The sequence below is a fragment of the Pedobacter sp. V48 genome (assembly GCF_000523515.1).
Lineage (GTDB): Bacteria > Bacteroidota > Bacteroidia > Sphingobacteriales > Sphingobacteriaceae > Pedobacter.
On sequence record NZ_AWRU01000001.1, the window covers coordinates 177,686 to 197,548 of the forward strand.

General features: G+C 40.6%; 13 protein-coding genes. 2 read left to right on the plus strand and 11 right to left on the minus strand.

What is annotated here, in order from left to right; genetic code table 11:
- Window positions 1–147 precede the first annotated feature (147 nt).
- Window positions 148–756 carry an RNA polymerase sigma factor gene (locus tag N824_RS00695; protein WP_161662236.1) on the plus strand — a complete coding sequence of 203 codons (609 nt, stop codon included), beginning with the start codon at window positions 148–150 and terminating at the stop codon, window positions 754–756.
- Window positions 757–940: 184 nt separating this feature from the next.
- On the opposite strand, the gene N824_RS00700 is transcribed toward N824_RS00695, so the two are convergent.
- The 11 genes from N824_RS00700 to N824_RS00740 all read right to left on the minus strand — a co-directional run bounded on the left by N824_RS00700 (window position 941) and on the right by N824_RS00740 (window position 17,341).
- Entirely contained in the window at window positions 941–2,449 is a 1,509-nt protein-coding gene (locus N824_RS00700) for an arylsulfatase (RefSeq protein WP_048903340.1), read from the minus strand.
- 400 nt (window positions 2,450–2,849) lie between these two features.
- Entirely contained in the window at window positions 2,850–4,505 is a 1,656-nt protein-coding gene (locus N824_RS00705) for an alpha-L-fucosidase (RefSeq protein WP_048903208.1), read from the minus strand.
- 154 nt (window positions 4,506–4,659) lie between these two features.
- The gene (locus N824_RS35320) at window positions 4,660–4,953 is read right to left on the minus strand and encodes a S9 family peptidase (protein ID WP_052334027.1); all 294 of its coding nucleotides are present in this window, start codon (window positions 4,951–4,953) and stop codon (window positions 4,660–4,662) included.
- On the minus strand, window positions 4,925–6,940 hold the full coding sequence (locus N824_RS00710; RefSeq protein ID WP_052334028.1) for a DPP IV N-terminal domain-containing protein: 2,016 nt from the start codon (window positions 6,938–6,940) through the stop codon (window positions 4,925–4,927). Before N824_RS00710 ends, N824_RS35320 begins: the two co-directional genes overlap by 29 nt.
- Window positions 6,930–7,691: an APC family permease gene (locus N824_RS37185; RefSeq protein WP_306413871.1), complete on the minus strand. Its 762-nt coding sequence runs from the start codon at window positions 7,689–7,691 to the stop codon at window positions 6,930–6,932. The genes N824_RS00710 and N824_RS37185 overlap by 11 nt, the downstream gene beginning before the upstream one ends.
- Complete coding sequence (locus N824_RS37190; RefSeq protein ID WP_306413872.1) at window positions 7,642–8,349, minus strand: APC family permease; 708 nt, start codon at window positions 8,347–8,349, stop codon at window positions 7,642–7,644. The genes N824_RS37185 and N824_RS37190 overlap by 50 nt, the downstream gene beginning before the upstream one ends.
- Window positions 8,346–10,112, minus strand: a complete 1,767-nt coding sequence (locus N824_RS00720; RefSeq protein WP_048903209.1) for a DUF885 family protein — start codon at window positions 10,110–10,112, stop codon at window positions 8,346–8,348. The genes N824_RS37190 and N824_RS00720 overlap by 4 nt, the downstream gene beginning before the upstream one ends.
- 20 nt (window positions 10,113–10,132) lie before the next feature.
- Window positions 10,133–11,035 carry an AraC family transcriptional regulator gene (locus N824_RS00725; RefSeq protein WP_048903210.1) on the minus strand — a complete coding sequence of 301 codons (903 nt, stop codon included), beginning with the start codon at window positions 11,033–11,035 and terminating at the stop codon, window positions 10,133–10,135.
- Between the two features lie 188 nt (window positions 11,036–11,223).
- Window positions 11,224–12,825 carry a RagB/SusD family nutrient uptake outer membrane protein gene (locus N824_RS00730; RefSeq protein ID WP_048903211.1) on the minus strand — a complete coding sequence of 534 codons (1,602 nt, stop codon included), beginning with the start codon at window positions 12,823–12,825 and terminating at the stop codon, window positions 11,224–11,226.
- Between the two features lie 12 nt (window positions 12,826–12,837).
- A complete protein-coding gene (locus N824_RS00735; RefSeq protein ID WP_048903212.1) occupies window positions 12,838–15,813 on the minus strand; it encodes a SusC/RagA family TonB-linked outer membrane protein in 2,976 nt (991 codons plus the stop codon).
- 130 nt (window positions 15,814–15,943) lie between these two features.
- Complete coding sequence (locus tag N824_RS00740; RefSeq protein ID WP_048903213.1) at window positions 15,944–17,341, minus strand: aminopeptidase P family protein; 1,398 nt, start codon at window positions 17,339–17,341, stop codon at window positions 15,944–15,946.
- A 162-nt stretch (window positions 17,342–17,503) separates the two neighbouring features.
- Here N824_RS00740 and N824_RS00745 point away from each other — a divergent pair, with 162 nt between their 5' ends.
- Window positions 17,504–19,861: a glycoside hydrolase family 127 protein gene (locus N824_RS00745; RefSeq protein WP_048903341.1), complete on the plus strand. Its 2,358-nt coding sequence runs from the start codon at window positions 17,504–17,506 to the stop codon at window positions 19,859–19,861.
- Window positions 19,862–19,863: the final 2 nt, after the last annotated feature.

A 19,863-nucleotide genomic window follows, 5' to 3' on the forward strand; every position in this document is an offset into this window, starting at 1 on the left:
TTTTCTGACTCGTGTATCACTTGGCTGATTTACCCAATGACAGAGCAGGATAGTAAAGGACAGTTATGATAATTATGTTGCTTATTTTCGTTTAATGGATACAGGCATCTTTCGCCTGCACTGATAATTAATTTTTGAGGATTTTCGTTGACCAAATATAGAGTTATGCCTGTGGAGCTTAGTGATGCAGAATTGATATTGCTATGGCAGAATGGAGCGGATAATGCTTTTGAAGTGCTATACAAAAGGTATGCTGTGCGTTTGTTGTCGACTGCATTGAACAAAACCCGGAGCAGAGAGTTATCTGAGGAAATTATTCAGGAAACTTTTTTGAGATTATTTACCAGAAAAAAAACGGCCAATCAAATTATCAACCTTTCTTCATTTCTGTATACCACTGTTAAACACAAAATCATAGACCATTACCGACGAGAAAAACTGTTAAAAAAATATGAAGAACATAGTTTTCACCATTTTACAGAAACAGACAATTCTACTTTACAAGCAATTGAATCAAGAGAACTGGAACAGCAGCTGGCTTTTCAGATAGAAAAGCTTCCTTTAAAGTGCAGAAGTGTTTTTAACCTCAGCCGCAACCATCACCTCTCAAATAAAGAAATCGCTTCAGAGTTGCATATTTCCGAAAACACCGTTGAACAGCACATGCGAAAGGCACTGAGACTTCTTCGAAGTTATTTCTTTGGTCACACAGAAAGAATTATCATTTTTTGCCTGTTTGTACTCTCTCTTTTTTAGCTTTTAAATCTGTAAACGTATTTCAGTATAGGACATGAGCACCCGCTTAGCTATTGCTCACGAGATTGGCTGGCAGTTACGTCGCATCATCATCGGGGTTGATTCGGTTGCAACCGAACCAACCCCGATGATGATATTGAGCAATTGTTATGCAATTGCGAAAGCAATAGCTCAACACACTTTCTCAGGGTTTATCTTTTATAGTCGTCAATAAATCCTTAAGCATTTTCACTTTATCCGGATATTTGGCAGCAAGGTTATTTTTCTCTGCCTCATCAGTTTTCAGGTTATACAGCTGCGCCTCTTTTAAACTACCCATTTCTATGCCAACCAACTTGTTATAGGCTGGCCCATTACTAGGCTCAATATACTTCCAGCCATCTTTTACAATTGAAAGTGTATTTGCATGTTCTATCAAGACAGACCTCCCCTTTTTCGACTGACCAAGAAATACCTCAATGGTGTTTTCGCTGTCAGGTGCATCTCCTGCAGGTATCGGCTGGCCGAGCAGTGCTGAGAATGAGGCTAATAAATCAATCTGACTTACAGTAGCCGCGGAAACCTGTTGGGGCTTTATTTTTCCAGGCCAACTTACAATAAACGGCACTCTGGTTCCAGCTTCCAATATGCTGTATTTCCCACCCCTAAACGCACCTGTAGGTGTATGACCATTTAATTTGGTCACTGCTTCATCCTCATAACCATCATCCAGTACAGGGCCATTATCACTTGAAAAAATGATCATGGTATTTTTGTCCAGTCCCGCTTCCTTTAACTGCTTAACAATCTCTCCCACGGTCCAGTCCAACTGTAAAATAGCGTCTCCACGTAGACCTAAACCACTTTTACCGCGAAACATTGTTGCAGGCATCCGTGGTACATGAGGCTCGGTTAATGCAAAATATAAAAAGAAGGGCTCTTTTTGATTTTTTTGTATAAAATCCTTGGCCTTGATTAAAAAGGTTGAAGAAACCTCCTCATCCACCCAGTGCGCAAGTTTTCCTCCACTCATGTAACCAATACGGCCAATCCCGTTCACAATCGTATTGTTATGGCCCTGACCTGGGGAAGATTGCAGTTTTAACAACTCCGGATGTTCTTTACCCGTTGGCTCATCCCCCACTTTCTCTACATAATTCACACTTATTGGATCTTTAGGGTCCAATGCAACCACATTATGATTTTCAAGGAAGACAGTAGGAACACGATCAGCTGTAGCCGGAAAGATGAAGGAATAACCAAAACCAACCTCATTTGGTCCGGGCTTAATTTCATTATTCCAATCTTTTGCCACGGCCTCACCCAGTCCCAGATGCCATTTACCTACAATACCAGTTTGATAGCCTGCTTTTTTAAAGAGATTAGGTAAGGTTGTTCTGTCAGTAGGTACAATTAATGCAGCGTCTCCCGGCAAGATGCCTGTTCCTTTTTTACGCCATGGGTACTCACCTGTCATTAAAGCGTAACGTGAAGGTGTACATGTTGCCGAAGTACAATGCCCATCTGTAAAACGGATACCAGAGGCAGCAAGTTTATCTAAATTTGGTGTCTTTATTCGGGTAGCACCGTAACAACTCAAATCTCCATAGCCAAGGTCATCAGCGTATATATAGATAACATTTGGCTTCTCTTCTCTTTGGGCAAAACTTAAATTAGCCATGAGGGACAATAGAATAACTAATATTTTTTTCATTTTTATTCTTTTAGATTGGGAATGTATATGCATGCATATACATTCCCCGGCCCAAATTACAAAATATTAGATAACGTCTTTATATCAATAAATCTAGAATGGATAAAAAACTGACTCAGCTCGTCCGAAATATAGCTTATTAAAAAGGGTTTTAGTCAGGGTTAACATATGGTTCGGTTCAGGTTCGTTAAGCATAAAACTAACCTCCGGATAACATACCCGCGTCATGCAGGTTTCATAGTTATGTATACCTACGATACACCTATGAAATACCTATATAACACCTTTCGTTATTATGCCGTGACCGAACCATATGTAGGCTTTGATGCTAGAAAAAGTAATCAGAAACCCCTTTTAATCTCCATGATTTAATCATTGAAATTAACCATTTGTGTTTTGCTTAACTGACCTTTAAAACGTATGCATAATCCAGAACAGGTCTTGCCGCAGCTGGTAAAGTGATGATTAGTCCATCCGCCTGACGAGAAAAATCTTTGATCTCACCATAGCCAAGCAGTGTCATCTTGTTGATCTTTCCTAAAGCCGGGTTGTTCGCATCTAGACTTTTGATTAGCAGTTTGCCATCCTCTGGCCAACCCATTGGAATGATATAAAGCTCATTGCCCTTGGTTGTAAACCTAATATCTTTCGCTTCAAAAGGCTTACCCTTGCCCTCATTAAATCCTTGTGCACTCAATGGTGCTGCATTTTCCATTGCAGGCCCCTCGCCAAATACCTTCCAGGGACGCGTACCAAAAATCGCTTCTTTGTTGATCTTCATCCATTCTCCGATTTCTTCTACAACCTTTAATGCATCTGAATCTATGCTGCCATCTCCTCTTAAAGGAATATTTAACAATAAGTTACCATTTTTACTTACTACATCCGCAAGGGTATGGATAACAGTTTTGGCTGTTTTATAATGGTGATTATCAAAAATCCTTCGATCATAGTGCCATGAACCAATACATGTATCTGTTTGCCAGGTATAAGGCTCTATATTATTACTCTGTCCGCGTTCTATGTCCCAAACCATGCATTTACGCTGCTGTTCATCCAGAATTTTACCATTTACAACTGCAGTAAGCTTCCCATCCTTTTTAATACTTTTATTATACAAATGGGCCGCAATACGTAATCCGGCATCACTAATTGGCCATAGCGGCAACACAGTATCATCAAAGTAAACAAGATCTGGGTTGTATTTATCGATCAGATCGATGGTGCGTTTATAAAACTTTTCAATATATGCTGGAGTAGGTGGAGTAACCCCGTTTCCCCAGTTCCACTGTCTGTGAATGGTACCGTCGTTTTCGCTATCCTTACTTAAAGCATGATCCTGGGCATACAGTCCTTGAGGGTCTTGTCCGTCCCACCATTTACCTTTTCCATGAACCTTGGTCACTTTGCCATCATAAGGCACCCCGGCCAATGGGCCTTTTTTATCGGACCTTTGAGCGGTTTCCATCCAGCTCCAGGCATGGGCTGCATGCACACTCACGCCAAAATGCAAGCCATTTTTTTTAGCCGCTTTCGCCCAGCCTCCAATAAGATCCTTCCTGGGACCCATTTTGGTAGAATTCCAGTCCTGATATTTACTATCATAGAGATCAAAATTATCATGGTGATTAGCCAGTGCAACAAAATATTCTGCACCCGCTTTTTTATAGAGCGCCACCAGATATTCAGGATCCCATTTATCCGCTTTCCATTCGTGGATCACATCTTTAAAACCAAACTTTGATGGATGCCCATACTTCTCTACATGATATTTATACTGATCACTTCCCTCTTCGTACATTCCCCTTGCATACCAGTCGCCACGTTCAGGCTGGCACTGAGGGCCCCAATGGGCCCAGATACCAAACTTGGCGTCTTTATACCATTCGGGAACTTTATAAGTTCTCAAAGATTCCCATGTTGGCGAAAATGGAGGTTTGGTAAATGCTGTATGTCCTAGCGGATCGAGTGTGTAAATAGCAGCGTTAAGCGCTTTAGATAAGATTAATGAAGGAATTACAATAGCCATTCCTTTTATTAAAGCTCTTCTTTTCATCAGTGTTTATATTAGTTGGTCATGAATTCACCTGCAACAGCAAGCGTAGTTCCAGACTTCAAAGAAATGAGTTCTACAGCTTCTTTGAAGCAATATATTAACCACTGATTAAGCGATATTAACATAGTTAGCTCTTAAAATCGAGCATATGCAATTAATTAACCACAACATTGCGTTTGGGTGGTTCTGCATGCAATAAATGCTTTACAAAAAAATCTCTTTTTCTTCGTCTTCCGTATGCGCCACCATCACCGTGCCCCATTCCGGGTACTGATAGGAATTCAAAATCTTTGTTTGCTTTAATCAAAGCATTAGCCAGGCGGTAAGTAGATTCCGGTGGCACATTTTCGTCCGCTTCACCAACAATCAGAAACAAATCACCTTGTAATTTCGCTGCATTGGTGATATTGGACTGCGCATCATAATGAGGCCCAACCGGATAACCCATNCAYTGCWCWYWNCCACCATTGTTTATCTATCCTGTTATCATGACATCCGCAAGCCGATACCGCAGCTTTATAAAATTCAGGATGGAACAGCAAAGCGCCCGTTGAATTTTGCCCTCCGGCTGAAGTGCCATAAATACCTACTCTGCTGATATCTGCATTAGGATATTTTTCGGCCATTGCTTTTATCCACAGTATACGATCTGGAAATCCTGCATCAGCCAGATTTTTCCAACATACATCATGAAAAGCTTTAGAGCGGTTCGCAGTACCCATGCCATCCATCTGCACAACAATAAAACCCAGTTCAGCAAGGCTCTGCATTTCGCTATAAGGCGTAAAATTCTTGGGTACAAAGCTATCCTGAGGGCCTGCGTAAATATATTCAATAACCGGATAGGTCTTACTCTTATCCATTTTCGATGGCTGCCATACTACTCCCCAAATATCTGTTTTGGCATCTCTTCCTTTAGCAACAAATACCTCAGGTAATTTAAGCCCGGCTTCTGTAAAACCAGTGGTACTACCCCGCTCTAATTCCATGATGCTTTTGGCATCTGCAGTTCTTTTAACAACGGTTACAGGTGCAACATTGATCTGTGAATAGGTATCCACATAGTAGCTTCTGTCGGGAGAAAATACTACCCGGTGATTGCCCTGCTCAAGATTGAGTGGTATTGTATTTTTACCATTAAAATTAACCCTATACTGATGTAAAAAATAAGGGTCCTCTTTTTTATTCACACCACTGGCACTAAACCATATCTCCCTTTTCTCCACATCAACACTATCAATATCACGCACTACAAAATCCCCCTTTGTAACTTGAAATTGTTTACCGGTTAGTGTATTTACCAAATAAATATGGCGGTAACCGTCTTGCTCGCTTGTCCAAATTACTTCATTGGTTTTGGGCAAATAATGTGTGTAAATACGATCTTCATAAATAAAAGTCTTTGCCTTCTCATCTATAATATTTCTGGTTTGCCCCGTTTGTATGTCTACTTCAATCACTCTAAAATGCTGATGGCCACGATCTACTTTTTCATAGAGATAATACCTGTTGTCATTATTCCGCCAATGCAAAGGTTGTGGTCCAAAAAAATCGATTTGCTCTGTATCTACCCTTATTTTCTTCTTTGTATCCATATTGAAAGTAAAAGGCTCATAACTGGTGAAGGCATCGCCAGGTTGCGCATACTCATGTGATTTTAACTGTCCTCTGGTTGTTCCAGCTACTGCGCTAAGCACATAATAGACGCGATCTATCTGCTTAGGATTCGTCAGATAACCTATAACATTTTTGCTATCCGGCGACCAACTGAATTCAGCATAAGGTCTTTCTTCTGTTCCGTCTGCTGTTAACTGCACTTCTGCTTTACTTTCGGTATCTGTTACAAAAAGATTCCCGGCCTTTAAGCTGAGTGCTTTTTTTCCATCCGGGGATAAGAAGCGCGAAGGGGTTCCCTCCCATCTCGATCTTTTTCTTTGCAATAATTTCCTGGGATCGTAATTAACAAAGCCGGTATCTTTAGCTTGCTTAAAACTATAATCGTCTAAATTAATTTCTAGCCATTTTCCATTCAAGTTGAGTGTTAATAGGGTTCCCGAATTGCCCAAAAATAGCCTGTCAAATTTCAACCTTGTAGCTTCCTGAACTTTACCAAAGAACTTGTTTGATATCATGGCAACTCTGGCATGATCAAAAGCCTGTTTATGTCCACCTTCTGTTATATCTGCATAAATAAACTCCCAGTTGCGATCGGTCAGGTTTCTTTTGTACCAAAACGAATGTCCGTCTGCGTTCCAAAATGGAATTATTTCATTGTTTACGGCTACCTTTCTCACCGTACTGTCCAGCTGTCCAGCCTGAGAATAGGCTTGTTCCATTTCCGCACCTGATGGGCTAAAGGGTAATAATTGATTTTGTTGAGCTTTGGAACTGAATGAAATAACTATTAAAAAGAGATAGATACTACTAATTTTCATGTTTATTATTTTTAAATTTTCCGATCACAAAGTAAACCGGGATACCGATCAACGTGATGATCAAGCCTGGCCAGGTGAAACGGGGTTTATATAGGATCAGCAGGACGCAAAATGCTAACCCCATAATGATATAAATAAGTGGCAAAATCGGATACCCAAAAGCCTTATATGGACGTTCAATATCAGGGCGCTTTTTTCGGAGGATAAAAATACCACCAATTGTAAGCATATAAAACATCACCACAACAAAGGAGATCATATCAAGCAGATCGCCATACCTGCCGCTAAGGCACCACAATGAAGCAACCAAACACTGAATCCAAAGGCCAAAGGCAGGTACAGAATTTCTGTTTAAGGCACCTACTTTCTTAAAGAAAAGGCCGTCTTTAGCCATAGAATAATAAACCCTGGCGCCTGCCATGATCAGTCCATTGTTACATCCGAAGGTAGACACCATGATCATTAGCGCAATAATAACAGTGCCGGATGATCCAAATATAACCTGCGAGACGGAGACAGCAACCCTGTCTTTATCTGCATGCGCCATGTCGTTGAGCGAAAGTATACCAGTATACATAATATTGGTTAAAATGTATAATATGGTGACCATGACCGTACCAAGTGCAAGGCTCAGCCCAACATTTCTTTTTGGGTTCCTGATCTCACTTGCAACAAATGTGACATTATGCCAGGAGTCGCTACTAAAAATAGAGCCCACCATAGCAGCGGCAATCGCACCAAAAGCAGCCATAGTTGTATAAGAACTTACRSNCTKMCGATCYKNNMRSTGGTTTCAACTCCCAGGCATCTTTCCAGTTACTCTGCCAGATATCTTTTTGCAGAAAAAACAAACCGAATACAATCAAGCCGAAAAGGCTCAATAGTTTGGCCATCGTAAAAACTGTTTGTATTGACTTGCCTGCATTAACGCCCCGGCTGTTTACATAAGTTAAAATAATGATGACAACTATTGCGAGCAGCTGTGCGGGCGAAACATGTAAAAAACCAAGGTCAATGGCTATATGATCTTCACTAAGCTGAGGTAATAAATAAGCAGTAAATTTTGCAAAAGCTACCCCAACAGCAGCAATAGTTGCTGTTTGAATAACCGTAAAAAAACTCCAGCCATATAAGAAACTTATCAACGGATTATATGCCTCTTTTAAATACACATATTGTCCGCCTGCTTTCGGATACATGGAGCTTAATTCGCCATAACTTAAAGCTGCAGTTAGTGTCATAAACCCCGTAATCAGCCAAACCACCATTAACCAACCTGAGCTCCCTACATTCCTGGTAATATCAGCACTTACAATAAATATTCCTGATCCGATCATACTGCCGGCAACAAGCATCGTTGCATCAATTAACCTGAGTGAAGATTTAAATCCGCTAGGTTCCTGTTTCATAATTTGTAGAATTTCCATTGGGTTGTAAAATCTCTTTTCAATGGCTGACCAGTTAATGTTGCCCTCACCATTTCCATCGGAATCAGGTTCTCTTTCATCACCCGTTCATGAAATTCATTATAGCTCATTTTTCCACTATCTACGAGTTCTTTTTTTAAAGCCATCAGTTGTAGTCCGCCAATCATATAGGCGACCTGATATAAAGGACTATAGCCACCTTCAAATGATCTTCTAACTTCTCCCTCTGCATTGGCAGGCTCATGACCCACTCGATTTACAAGAAAGTCGACACATTGCCCTGGCGTCCATTTACCTAAGTGATAATTTAGCGAAAAAATAATCCTCGCACAGCGATGCATCCGCCAGAACAGCATACCGATACGCTCTTCAGGACTTTTAGCAAAACCTTTGTCATACAAAAGAAGCTCCCAGTACAGGGTCCACCCCTCAATTCCGAAGGGTGTAGTAAAAAGCTCTCTGTAGTTCTTATAGCGGCTGTTCATATAATACTGCAGATGATGACCGGGCAGTAACTCATGTTGTACGGTGCCTCTTGAAAAATATGGATTGTTGCCACGCATGCTCATCAGCTTATCGCCTTCATTCATTGTATTTGTTGGATACGATACACTAATTTCTCTCCCTCCTGTAAAAAACGGATTGACCAGCTGTCGTTCAGCCGACATCATCACCATCCCCCATGTTTCTTCTGCAAGGGCAGGAATTTTAATTAAATTATGCTCTCTTATGAAATCAAGGGCCTCTTTCTGTAGCTGCACAATCAGTTCAGGCTGCTTACCGGGAGCAACAAAGCTTTCTTTGACTTTCTCCTGCGCTTTTTTCCAGTCTTTCCCAAAACCCATTTCCGCCGAGGCTTTTAATAACTCCTGATCACAAAATGCAAACTCTTTTTCTGCAATTTTAACGAGTTCTTCGGGGGTATAGGGGATCATTTCCGCACTTAATTGCCTGATCAGTTCTGTTTGCCCAATTGGGGTTCCTTTTATTCCGTAATCACTATCCTTTTGATCAGGTTCCTTAGTGGTTTTCCCGGAAAATGATGATGCATAATTAGTTAAAGCCACGGTTAATGCATCATAAGGTTTTGGCACCCACCAATCGAATAGCGGATCATACCCTTTATAAAATTCGTAAAAGCCTCTCAATCTCGTTTTCAAGCCAGAAATTGCCTCATTTGCAGTTGCTGATAATTTCTTAGTCAACGTTGTTTCTTTTGATAAGGATGTATTTGAAGCCTCCACTACTTTGAGTATTGCCTTTAGCTTTGTGGCCACTGCCTGCCAATCCATCGCCTTCCCTCTTCGTCTTTCCTTTTCTAATGCATAGATATCCGGGGCAAAAGGAATATATTTGAGGATAGCCTGATCGTTAATTTCCGCATCCTCCAATTGACCAATTTCTTTACCGATCTCCTTTTTCAGCAACAAATAATCAACCTTACCATAAATACTAAATGAATCAAAATCCAGATGTTCCAGCCCTTTCAGGTATTCCTTATGGACGGCAAGCAATCGCTCCCTTTGCTCAGGTGAATAATAAACACGCTCTACTTGAGGATAAGTACCTTCTATAATATATGGTGAATAGAAGTCCTGAATAGCTTTTACATCCCTTTGGTAAGTAATGATTGTGGTTCCCATCTCGCTGGTTTGCTCGTATAGAGCAGAGGCCATTTTTTCCTGCGCAAAAATGGGCGATGACCATAAACACATAATTAGGAGTCTGCATAAATGTTTTTTCATAAGTATAGCAATTTTCCTTATTATACTGCGATAAGACCTACTCTACTTACATTATTATAGGCATCTATGTATGCTCTTGGCGACTGCCCTATGATGTTCTTAAAAACACGGTTGAAGTTTGTAATGCTATTAAATCCAGCCTTGTAGGCGACTCCAGAGATACAATCCGGCTTTTCGCCTGATACCAGGCTTTTACATGCATCATTGATCCTCACTTCGTTTAAAAAAGAAATAAAAGTATGTCCAGTATGTTTTTTAAAGTACCTGCAAAATGCCTGTGGGGTCATATAAGCAGCATTTGCCACGTCTTCAAGATCAATCTGGTTGTTATAATTACGCATAATAAAATTGATAATATTACTCAACCTCATTCCCTCACGTTCCGACAAATTTGAAGAATAGAAGTCTGAACAAAGCTCCTCTGCACTTTCCCCGATATTCAGGAGCAGTTCAAACAGGCTCAAAAAATTAAATAATACATCGGTGCCAGATGTCTGATGGACTTCAAGCATCTTTGATGCTAACTGTGTCTTGTATTTTTCAGGAATTTTAAACCCGTGCTTATTATTCCTCAAAAAAGAACTGGCTGTTTTTAACTCAGGTAGATTAAACAAACCGGCCAATATTCCTGAAGGATTGAAATAAATAGAACAAGCCTTGATATTTTTTCTTTCATCACCCATAAAATATTCGGGGTTGCTTTTGAATAAATGCGGAAGATTAGCTCCTATTAAAAAAAGATCTCCGGAACGAAATGCATGCATGTTATTGCCTGCAATCAGTGTACCTTCACCACGCTCTACCCAGGTTATCTGCCACTCGTCATGTCTGTGGAGATATTGATAGAAATGAGGTAATTCAATTTGTTCAGATATCACACTCTTGTCATTCGGTACAAGTAAAGTAAACGGGAGTACTTTCATGGTCGGTTGTTTAGGTGGTGGATTAAGTTGGTTGATTAGTTGTTGAGCGTTAATATACAAATGTTACCACTTAGCTGATTACAAGCACGTTAAATTGGTTAAGATATGGTGACACATTGCTAATATACGTCAAAGTAACGCTTATTAAGAAACATAAACCTTTCTCTCACCCACCCTATAAACATAGCTTAATAACCAGGATTTTGCTTCAAATTGGGATTTTTTGCCAGCTCGTCTTGCGGTATTGGAAACAATGTACGTGTTTGTGCCTGTGGGTGCGGAGAATGGTTGAACCATCGCTTGGTTTGGAATACCCCGAAACGGATCAAATCTTGCCTGCGATGAGCTTCTGCTGCAAACTCCCAACCAAGCTCATCTAAAAATCGACCATACGCAATATCTGCCCCGCCGTTCACCACAGATACTTTTCCATCAGGTGCCTGTAATCCGTACTGATAGTTGCTGCCTTTTAAAAGATCGGCTCCGGTAACAGTTGCTTTTCCAGGATTGTTTTTGAAAGCACGTTTCCTGATCTCAGTTACGATTACAGCAGCCTCATTTGATTTGCCTGTCCTTAACAGTGCTTCTGCCTTCATCATCAAAACATCTCCATATCTTAAAAGCGGAAAATCGTTATCCATGGCTCCCGTGGCTTTAGGTTTGATTACATACTTACCTATTCGAAACCCCTGGTTACTGGCTGCAACAATTCCGTCAGTTCCACCCATACCAGGAACAAATTTCACGTAATTGATCATCACCTGACCAGAAGTAGGGTTGATCTGTGGGCCCTGTATCCAGGAATCTTTCATACGGCTGTCATCAGCATCATAGGTATCAATAAATTGTGGCACCGCACAATTCCCACCCCATGGCTGGGCGGTCATCTGGTATACACTCTGACTTAGCGGATCAAGCGTTTTTAAATGAATCTGGTTTCCTACTCCATAAATTTCATCATATGGAATGGCAAATATGATTTCTTTTGAGTTCTGATTGGTATAGGTAAATACATCGCTGTAATTATTATCTAACTGATACTTATTGCTGCTTATCACATCATCGGCTTCCTTAATACATTTTTCATATTCAGGTGTTCCCACATAGACCTCCGAATTGAGGTATATTTTAGCAAGAAGTGCCTTTGCTCCCCATTTATTCATTCTTCCATAAGTAGTGGCAGCATCTTCACTTAGCACAGGCAATACTTCATTCAATTCCTTTAATACAAATGCGTACACTTCGGCCCTTGTATTTTGTTTAGGTAAAGAAACATCCTTAAAACTTGTAACTATCGGAACATTGCCATGGTTGTCCATTAAAAGATAATAAGCAAGTGCCCGTACAGCCCTAAGCTCTGCAACCGCGCTTTCTTTAATCGCTTCTAACTTGAGGGTACCCTCTTCTATCTGCGAGAGGATCATGTTGCATTTTGTGATACTTGAATAGGCATTTTGCCAGGTATTAAAAGGTTGGTATTCCTGGGTAGTCCAGGTATGCTGATGCATCCGGCGGTATGTTCCGGCATCGTCCCAACCATTAGGACGAACTGGCGTGATGATACAGTCGGCAGCTTCTTCCTGCAAATCAAAATATCCCTGCCATCCGCACATAACTGTTCTTAAAGAAGCATAGGTAGGTGCAAGAATAGATGGGAGGTCTTTCTCTGAAGGATTGAACTTAGATGGAAGGACTTCGGAATATACTTCCTCATCCAATTTGGTACAGGAAATGATAACGCCAGAAACAAGCGTTGCAATTATTACATATTGGAATATTTTCTTTTTCATGATATTTATAACTTAAAATGAAACATTAAGTCCGGCAGTAAAAGTCCGTGTAGTTGGATAAGTATCCCGATGTTCAATTCCAGGTGCAAAAGTGAAATCACCTGAATAGCTTACCCCTTCGGGATCAAGACCTTTATACTTTGTGATGGTAAATAGATTAAGTCCGGAAACATAGATCCTGAGGTTACTTATCTTTTTGATAAAATCTTTAGGTAAAGTATAGCCAAGCGTAATGTTATCTATCTTAATGTAATCACCTTTTTCAATATAATGGCTAACATAAACCAGGTCGGTATTGAGTTGTTTGCCATATACTGGATCATATGCGGTTTTTAAAACGTTATAGGCCTTGTTAACGGGATTTTCATAATACATTCTTTGCATATTCAGCACATCATGACCAAAGGCTCCCCTAATGTTTACCTGCAGATCAAAGTTCTTAATCTGAAAAGAGTTATTCCAGCCCAGCAGGTATTTAGGAATCCCGTTCCCATAGTACTGGCGGTCCTCAGCAGTCGATTCTGCAATCGGTATAACCTGTCCATCCTTGTTCTCTACCAACCATTTCCCGTTGTCGTCTACGCCAACACTTTTAAGCACAAAGAACTGGCCGATGGGACCACCAACTTTTACACGATGGGTTGATGACTGAATGGGCTCGCCTGTGTATCCTGCATCAAAAAATTCAGTGGTTACGTCAAACTGCTTATTAGACAAATCAACCAATTTGTTTTTATTAGTCGAATAGGTTAGGTTAGTGTTCCATTTTAGCAATTTGCTGTCTACCGCTTTAACATTTAAAAGTGCTTCAAATCCAGAATTTTTCATTGTTCCCGCATTAAGAAACATGTTGCCGGTTAAGTATGGAGGAACAGGTACTGGGAAATTATAAAGCAGGTCTTCTACATTCCGTGTATAATAGTCAAGGGACCCGGTAACTCTGTTTTCTAATAAACCAAAGTCGAGACCAACATTATATTCTTTCTTTTTCTCCCATCGCAAATCCGGATTAAAGTTTCTTGTTGGAACAAATCCCTGAACCCATTTACCATTAATAAAGGCACCTTCGTTATAAGTAAAGTCGTAACTGCTCTGAGACATATAGGGTTCATTCGCAATTGTTCCTGTAACACCATAGCCTGCCCTTAGCTTCAGATCTGATACTACTGCAATATCACGCATGAAATTCTCTTTGTTTATTCTCCAACCAATAGACGCAGCTGGAAAAGTTCCCCATTGATTGTTCACACCAAATTTTGATGATCCCTCCCGTCTCACGCTTGCCATAAAAAGATATTTTTCGTTCCAGTTATAAGTAAGACGTCCGAAAAAACCGGCAAGCTGCCATTTGCTTTTAAAGCTGGTCATTTCGGCTAGTCCTCTTTTTAATGCGGAACCAGCTTCCAGTTGATTCCAGGTATACGCGTCTGTAGGAAAATCAAAATTATAAGCACTGAAATTTTCAAAAGTTGCATCTTGCCAGCTGTACCCACCAAGCAATGTAAAATTGTGTTTATTGATGCTCTTCGTATAATTAGCAGTTAACTCTATCAGATTTTCTTTATTGGAATATGTAGACCGGGATGCAGTTCCATTCAACTGACTTTTAGTGGTATTTACATGATCGAAAGTAGTACTATTGCCATTCAGATTATTGTTTTGCACGTTAGAAGCCAGTATTTTTAGACTCAAATCTTTTATCGGGTGGTAATCTAAACTTCCGCTAACCCGCATTTCCCGAAAAGTGTTGTCGTTTGTTGCCTCGTTGATTCTGGAAAGCGGGTTATCGTAAAAATAAACTGCTCTTTCCTGCCATTTTCCGTCCTCAGTTAAAATTCTGTCTGTAGGATTACGTATCATCGCCTGTCTGTAAGCATATCCATCAGCTCCCCCCTGAGTGGAGGATGTGGTTCGGTTAATTACCTGAATATTGGTTTTTAACTTATCATCAAACATGGCGTGATTTAAATCGGCTCGAATGGTAAGTCGCTCCTGACCGGTTCGCAGAAATATGCCCTCCCAGTTTCTATAGTTGACCGACCCCGTTAAGTTTGTAGTTCCGGTACCACCAAAAAAACTTAGGTTATGATTCTGGCTAACCGGATTTTGTAGAATCTCATCCAGCCAATCGGTATTACTTCCAAAATCTGTATAATTTTTACCCTCGGTAATTAATCGCCTGTAATCATCAGCGGTCATCAGTTCGGGCCTTCTTGCAATCTTTTGAACGTTTACATAATTCGTATATTCAATTGTTGCCTTGGATTTACCACGATTTTTCCGGGTAGTGATCAGGATTACACCACCAGTTGCACGTGTTCCATATATGGCTGCAGCCGAACCATCTTTTAAGACATCTATTGATTCAATATCTTCCGGAGAAACTGTATTTAAGCTTCCCGGAATTCCATCTACCAGCACTAAAGGTTCAGAAGATCCATTGATGGAGTTCAAACCCCTCAGATTGATTTGCGTACTGGCAGTGGGATCGCCAGAAGGGGTTGTAATCCTTAGCCCTGCAACTTTACCCTGAACAAGCTGTGCGGCATCTCTTACTGCCCCTTTTGTGAAATCTTCAGATTTTACCGTGGCGATGGAACTTGTTACCTCTCCTCTCTTTTGGGTACCGTAACCGACTACCACAACTTCATTTAGCCCTCTGCTTTCGGGTTCCAGCTTCACACTAACTGTGTTTTGCCCATTGAGTGAAACCTCCTGAAGTTTATACCCAAGATAACTAAATACAAGCTGCGCATTGGGATTCGAAACCTTAAGGATAAAACTACCTTTATTGTCTGTACTTGACGCATTTGTTGTACCTTTTTCATTAACAGAGACCCCAACCAGCGTAGTTCCGTCTGCAGAATCATAGACTATTCCTTTTATTGTAATTGTATTTTGGGCATACAATTGACAGGGAAGAAGGAAGAGCAAAAGAAACCATAATCCATTGCTACGGTGTTTGTAACACTCATTTTTTGCTTTCATACTTAAACCTAGTTTAGTTAATTGACTGTTATATTTAACTCGGTTAAAGTTAGAAGCAAATAAATGAGGATAGTTTTCGTATTTTATCAGGTATCAATCCATTTTTACCCCGTTTGTGGCCATGGATTAGTTAAAAGGCGGAGCGCCTGATGTCTTCAATTTCTGAAACAGTGTTTGCCAGGTGTTTACCCAGCATGCGGGCTCCCCCCTCCTCGATCACAAAATCATCTTCAATCCTGACACCTCCAAAATTCCGGAACTTCTCTACAGCTGGATAGTTTATAAAATCTGTGAACAAACCTGAAGCGGTGTAGCGGTCAATTAATTCTTTATTAAAATAAATCCCCGGCTCAACTGTGACCACATAACCCGGATCAAGTTCCTTACCCATCCGCAAGGACTTTAGACCGAACTGAATAGTATTTTTTTCCAATTCATCTGAATACCCTACATATTGCTCACCCAGATCTTCCATATCGTGAACATCAAGTCCCATCATATGCCCCGTGCCGCATTGAAAGAATAAAGTGTGTGCTCCGGCGGCTACTGCATCTTCGACATTCCCTTTCATTAATCCCAATGCTTTCAGACCGAGAGTTAAGCTCTTGCAAGCTTGAAAATGGACATCAAGATACCTTGTTCCCGGTGAGAGCATTCCCGAAGCATCCTGATAGGCCTGCAGTACAATTTCATAAATGTCTTTTTGTTCCGTGGTAAATCGTTTGGAAACGGGGAAAGTACGGGTAAGATCGCTGGCATAACCACCTGCGGTTTCCACGCCCGAATCGTTCAATACGAGTTGTCCCTCCTTTAAGAGGTTACCCTGATAATGGTTGTGCAGTATTTCTCCATTTACCGTTAATATAATGGGATAGGCCAGATTACCTCCTGAGGCGAGGGCTGCCTGATGGATGGCTGCTGCAACTTCTCTTTCGTACATTCCGGGTCTGGTCGTCTTCATCACGCTCAGGTGTATATCAGCAGATAGTGAGACCGCCCTATCTATCTCTATCAGCTCTTCCTCCGACTTTACAGATCTTTGTGAAGCGACAGCTTTCACAAACTCAACCGACGATGCTGCATTTAATTCCTCAATATTAATCTTGAGCAGGGCAGCCAGCTTGATCTCGTTATCTGCGCGATAGGGAGGTAAGAAATGAACACTTCTTCCACTGTGTTCAGCCTTCTCCAAATAATTTTTTAGGACAATGGGTATCTGGACTTCATTTATTCCGCAATTTTCACACTTGCTCTTCAGTGACTCTTCTCTTCCCATCCACACCAGTTCATCTAAAGTCATTTCTGTACCAAAAATAATTTCCCTGTCTTCATCAATATCTATGATCGCCGACAGCGCTGGTGCATTGATCCCAAAATAATACAGAAAAGTACTATCCTGTCTAAAGTGATAGGTATTGTCTCTGTAATTCATCGGGCTTTCGTTGTTGCCCATGAAAAGTAGAATCCCTTTATTAAATTTAGATTTGAGAACCTGTCTTCTTTTGATATAGATCGATTTATTGAACATAAGATAAGTTTGATTGACAAATATGTTGAATTACCAGATTTCTTCTTCAAGAAAAAATGCAATTGTTAAAATATAAGTTATATCAGCAAAATAATGCAATATTCAGCGCCTGTTTATTGTCTAATTTTATTCCACAATAACAAAGACATCAAAGCAAAAAACATGAATAGAATCTTTTACATAAACCTGCTGGCGGTTGCATTGCTCTATACTTTACCGGCGAGCGGCCAATCTTATGTGCCAAAATTTAAAGATGCAAGAATGACCGTTAAAGATGCCATTCCGATGAAAGCTTATACTTTCGACCTTTCGGAAGTATCGCTGTTAGAAAGCCCCTTTAAAGAAGCCATGAAGGTGGATAAGATTTATTTACTTAAAATAGCTCCTGATCGTTTATTAGCTGGCTTCAGAAGTAATGCCGGACTGGCTGAGAAAGCAAAAAAATACGGCGGATGGGAATCAGATGGTCTGGCTGGCCATAGCCTTGGACACTATTTATCTGCCATCTCCTTTCAATATGCCTCAACCAAGGATCCCGAATTCTTAAAAAGAGTCAATTATATAGTAAATGAATTGATTGCCTGTCAACAAGCGCGTAAAACCGTATACATTGGTGCCATTCCGAAAGAAGATACCATTTGGGCTGAAGTGGCAAAAGGCAACATTGAAACGCGGGGTTTTGACCTGAACGGCGGATGGGCTCCCTGGTATACCGTCCACAAAATTATGGCAGGCTTGCTGGATGCCTACCTCTACACCGGAAATACAAACGCGCTAACAGCATCCAAAGGACTGGCCAAATGGACTAAGGCTACGATTAATCACCTTAGTGATGAGCAGGTACAGAAAATGCTCATTTGTGAATATGGTGGAATGGCTGAGACCCTGGTAAATTTGTACGCAATTACTGGCGAGAAGCAATATCTTGATCTTTCCTACAAATTCTACGACAAACGAATTCTGGATCCGCTTGCAGCGCAAAAGGATATCCTGCCGGGAAAACACTCCAATACACAAATTCCAAAAGCCATCGCAAGTATTAGAAGACATGAGCTTACCGGCGACAAAAAAGATCTGGCAATTGCAGACTTCTTTTGGAAAACAGTTGTCAATCACCACTCGTATGTAACTGGCGGCAATAGCAATTATGAATACTTGAGTGAACCAGATAAGCTAAGCGATAAGCTTACAGAGAACACAACAGAAACCTGTAACACCTATAATATGCTGAAACTGACACAGCATCTTTTTACCTTGAACCCATCTTCAGAACTCTTTGACTATTATGAAAAAGGACTGTACAACCATATTCTGGCTTCGCAAAACCACAATACTGGTATGATGTGTTATTTCGTTCCATTACGAATGGGCGGCAAAAAAGAATACAGCGATGAATACAACAGCTTTACCTGCTGCGTAGGTACAGGGATGGAAAATCATGTTAAATACAATGAAAGCATTTACTTTAAAGGTGCAGATGGCAGTTTATATGTAAACTTGTTTATCCCATCTGTATTGACCTGGAAGGAAAAAGGCCTGAAGGTTACACAGGAATCCAGCCTTCCATATGGAAATAAAAGCAGCCTGCTGATCAACACGGGTAAGACCACAAACTTTACTATCCGAATCAGAAAACCCAAATGGTCTGCCGATGTTCAAGTACTTGTCAATGGTAAACCAGAAAATGTAACCGAAGAACAAGGCTATTATGTTATTACCAGAAAATGGAAAAACAACGATAAGATTGAATATATAACACCCGAAAAACTGTATACCGAGGCAATGCCAGACAACCCCAATCGCAGGGCCGTATTTTATGGTCCCGTTCTCCTGGCAGGTGACCTGGGTTTAACAGAACCAGATCCTGTGCAGGGTATACCTGTATTTGTAAGTGCCGAAAAAGATCCTGGAGAATGGCTAAAAATGATTGATCCAAAACAGCTCACCTTTAAAACTACAGGAATTGCTAAACCTCATGACGTAACGCTCATGCCATTTAATCAAACAGAAAATCAGCACTACAGTGTTTATTGGGATGTTTTTACACCTGAAAAATGGGTAGTACAACAAAAGCTATATGAGGAACAAAAACGCCTGCAAAAAGAACTGGATGACAGAACCACAGATCTTTTCAGATTTGGAGAGATGCAGCCTGAACGTGATCATAATTTCAAGGCAGCAAAAGAACAGACAGGTGAAGAGCATGGAAAAAAATGGCGCATGGCAGGCGAAACCGGCTTTCTTCAATTCGATTTGAAAGTCGATTCAGCACTATCAAACACACTCATAGCCTCTTATTGGGGAATGGACAACCGGGGAAGGAATTTTGAAGTATTTGTTGAAGGAACAAAGATTGCAACAGAGGATTTGAATAAGTATAAAGAAAGTCGTTTTTATGACATATCCTATCCGATTCCGGAAACGCTTACCAAAGGCAAAAATAAAGTAACGGTAAAATTGGTCCCGAACTCAAAAAACAGTGCCGGGCCAATTTATATCATTCGAGCGGTAAAAAAATGATA